The following is a 3,791-nucleotide window of genomic DNA, read 5'->3' on the forward strand; positions in this document are numbered from 1 at the left end:
CGGACATAAACCTCTGGAAGGCTTAGAAGTGGACAGCAGCGCTACCGATATCTCTTTACGTAAGGATGAAGACAGCTTTGATGCCATTGAAGTTGCTTCAGATAGCACGACTCTCGAAGAACAACAAAATAATGTTAATACCACTCCTGAAAGCACTCAAGCAGTTATTGATAATACGCAAGCAAACTTGAATAGTAATGAAGCCGTTGATGCCGTTGATGCCGTTGATGCCGTTGATGCCGTTGATGACGTTGATGCCGTTGATGCCGTTGATGCCGTTGATAGCTTAACAGACCAAACAAGCGATCAGGGTAGATAAAAAATTAATGAATAGCAAGAGAGGGAGCGCAAGGTATATCGTTTGAAGCTGATTTAAAGGCTTGCCATTCCCCCCCTCAAACAATCTTATCACTTACTACTTGTATTAAATAACGAAGATAACTTTACTCTTAGTAAAATTATCTTCGTAAATTTAGCCACAAAATATAAATAAGTTACAGCTCCAAAGCCAGTTCAGGTGCGTCACCCCCTTCTGCAGGCTCAATCTTAGGCATATATTTTTCTCGAACCTTGCCCTCAATATCTTCAGCGATTTCGGGGTTCTCTTTCAAGAAGTTGGCAGCATTAGCCTTACCCTGCCCGATCTTGTCGCCGTTGTAGCTGTACCATGCGCCAGCCTTATCTACCAAGCCTTCCTTAACACCGAGATCTATGATTTCCCCCATGCGGTATATACCCTTGCCGTAAAGGATCTGGAACTCTGCCTGTTTGAATGGTGGTGAAACCTTGTTTTTTACAACCTTAACTCGCGTTTCGTTACCAATAATTTCGTCGCCCTGTTTTACCGCGCCGGTACGACGAATATCCAAACGTACCGATGAATAGAATTTTAAGGCGTTACCACCGGTTGTTGTCTCAGGGTTGCCAAACATTACGCCGATCTTCATACGAATTTGGTTGATGAAAATACACAAGCAATTAGCATTTTTAATATTACCCGTAATCTTACGAAGTGCCTGCGACATAAGTCTCGCCTGCAAGCCCATATGACTATCACCCATATCCCCTTCGATTTCAGCTTTTGGCGTTAAGGCAGCAACTGAGTCAATAATTAATACATCAACAGCACCTGAGCGTACAAGCATATCGGCGATCTCTAATGCCTGCTCTCCGGTATCTGGCTGAGAAACCAAAAGCTCATCAACGTTGACGCCTAACTTCTCTGCGTAAATTGGATCCAAAGCATGTTCAGCATCAACAAACGCACAGGTTTTACCTTGCTTTTGCGCCTCTGCAATAACCTGCAATGTAAGTGTTGTTTTACCAGAACTTTCGGGGCCATAAATTTCAACAATACGACCATAAGGAAGACCACCAATTCCCAAAGCAATATCCAGGCCTAGAGAGCCAGTTGATACAGAGGGGATCGCCTCTCTGGGCTGGTCGCCCATCTTCATTATTGCACCCTTACCAAACTGACGCTCTATCTGAGAAAGTGCAGCACCTAAAGCTTTCTTTTTGTTGTCTTCCATTTAAATATCCCCTAACTAATAACTCTTTGCAGGCCATAACTAAATATTACGACCAGTAATTTATACTGTATACATAATCAGTATTATGTGCAGTTAAATACTAACTGTCCAATATTTTTTTCATTATTTTTCGTTCGTCCAAACGCGAGCGTTGGCCAAGGTGACTTACTACTGTTTTAGGTCTATAGTTTTATTATTAGTACCTTTAACCGCCTTGGATTGCAAAATACATGCTTGACCCGTTGAAACATTACATCCAGTTCTTTTGGCCTAAGCCCCACTCAATAAGCAAAGAGCTTCAGGTTCGCTATCGCTTATTACTTTACTTCCAGTTCTTTACCAACCTGGTAATGATTTACAGCATTATTAAATGGACTAAGGCCGACTATACCGCGCTTGTAGTATCATCTTCGATTGGGCTTCTCATGTCGCTTATTTCAAGCACCCTTGTGAGACTCAAGTGCTCTCCAAACGTAGTTGCTAACATGCTAATGGTTGGGGCCTTCCCTCATGGCTTCAATATGATCTACAGCCTTGGCGGCTTACATTCTTCACATATATTTTGGATTCCGACCCTGGTTTGTATTGCCTATCTATTAGCCAACAGAAAGTCTGGACTATTTTGGTTTTGCACCTCATTCACTAGCATTGGCTTATTGGTGTACTTCGATCGCAGCGGTGTGGTATGGAACAACTATCCTTTCAGTGAAAGCCAGAAGCTTATAGACACCTATTCCGGCTACTTATTGCCAATGATCATTATATGGCTTGGCCAGAGCTATGCTTTTCGCATAAGGCAAGAATCACTAGCTGAAGCAATCCAAGCAAATGAAGAGACAAGTAGTCTGGTAATTTCGGCCGAAAAGAACTCACAGCGCTTAGGAGAGATTCTGAATGAAGCCAAGTCGACATGCCATACCCTATCCACCTCATCAAGATCCTTGCTAGAAAACATCAAAAAAATGAACAGTGATAGCCAGTCAATTGAAAACGGCGCACATTCTCAACTCGAGGCTTCTGAGCAGATTGATGCAACAGTTAGCGAAACGCAAACAACGCTTAGCGAGACATCTTCTCTTGTGAGAGAAATTGAAACTGTGACAAGAACTACACAAGCAAATGTCACATCTACCGCAGACTCCATGAAGAAAACAACAGAAAGCATGGATAAGATCAAACAAAGCTTCTCAAAAATTGAAGATGTTATTCAGGTCATTTCCGGTATCGTTAGCCAAACGAACTTACTTGCATTAAACGCAACAATCGAAGCTGCACGTGCTGGTGACAGGGGGCGTGGCTTTGCCGTCGTTGCTGACGAAATCAGAAGCTTATCAATTCGCTGTGATGAGTCTGCCCAAGAAATTACCGATGTAATAAAACAAGGGTCAGTAGACGTTGATAAGGGCGTCGAGATAGTACTTCACTCAGAAGCAGTACTGGAGAATACATCGGCCTCGGTTATTGAAGTTTCAGAACAAATTGAAAAAGTATCCAAGGTAATCAATAAACTGCAAGACAACATGACACAAGTCAGTGCTGCCTCGCAGAATGTTGGCGAGGTAAATAACAATAACGCTTACGCTGTTATACACCTACTGGAGTCAATTCAAAACCTGAGCACAATGACGACAAAGCTTAGCGACGTTTCAGAGAAGCTAGCAAACGTCGTGAATAAATAGCTAGCAGGTCACTTTCCTTACTAAAGCCCGACTAATCATTCTGACCTTCATGTTGAGGGGCAAACGCTTAAGGTTTGTTCCCACAATACCCTTCGTAAATCGGGTCTGTTTACTGTAATCAATATTTACATCTAACACGACTGGCTGACCCGCTTTGCTGATTCTCCAAGCTTCATCCAACATTTCATCTATATCGGAATTCTCATCGATCCGGACATAAGCTGCGCCAGTAGCCATCGCTACACCCTGCATTCTCGTATCCGCAAGAACCGAACAAGTTTTCCTGTTATACGGCACCTCTTGAGCTTGTGATATTTGGGATAACTCGCCATCATTAAATATGGTAAAAATTGCACCCAAGCCATTCTTGCTTGCCGTTGTAATTTCCATGCACGTCATCAAAAATGCACCATCACCAATAATACTGACAACGTCTTTTTCAGGATTAAGAAGCTTTGTTCCGATAGTCGCAGGGACAGCATAACCCATGCAATTGAAGTCGGTAGGCGAAATCATGGTTCTCGCTGTATGAATAGGCATAAGTTCTGCCGTTAAGAAGGTATGGTTACCGTCATCAACC

4 protein-coding genes are annotated in these 3,791 nt (G+C 42.8%); 2 read left to right on the forward strand and 2 right to left on the reverse strand.

The genetic code is table 11. The features are described 5' to 3' along the window. Window positions 1–319, forward strand: a 319-nt coding sequence (locus A3766_RS31155) for a hypothetical protein (protein WP_197479584.1), incomplete at its 5' end; no start/stop codon positions are given. A 175-nt stretch (window positions 320–494) separates the two neighbouring features. Here the strand turns inward: A3766_RS31155 and recA are convergent. Continuing rightward, window positions 495–1,532 (reverse strand): recombinase RecA, encoded by a 1,038-nt coding sequence (gene recA / locus A3766_RS14810; RefSeq protein ID WP_068510971.1) that lies wholly within the window; start codon window positions 1,530–1,532, stop codon window positions 495–497. Window positions 1,533–1,762: 230 nt separating this feature from the next. Here recA and A3766_RS14815 point away from each other — a divergent pair, with 230 nt between their 5' ends. Beyond that, window positions 1,763–3,211 carry a methyl-accepting chemotaxis protein gene (locus A3766_RS14815; RefSeq protein WP_068508451.1) on the forward strand — a complete coding sequence of 483 codons (1,449 nt, stop codon included), beginning with the start codon at window positions 1,763–1,765 and terminating at the stop codon, window positions 3,209–3,211. On the opposite strand, the gene A3766_RS14820 is transcribed toward A3766_RS14815, so the two are convergent. Next, a partial coding sequence (locus tag A3766_RS14820) for a thiamine pyrophosphate-dependent enzyme (protein WP_231882905.1) occupies window positions 3,212–3,791 on the reverse strand: 580 nt, incomplete at its 5' end.

It is taken from the genome of Oleiphilus sp. HI0132, from assembly GCF_001635845.1.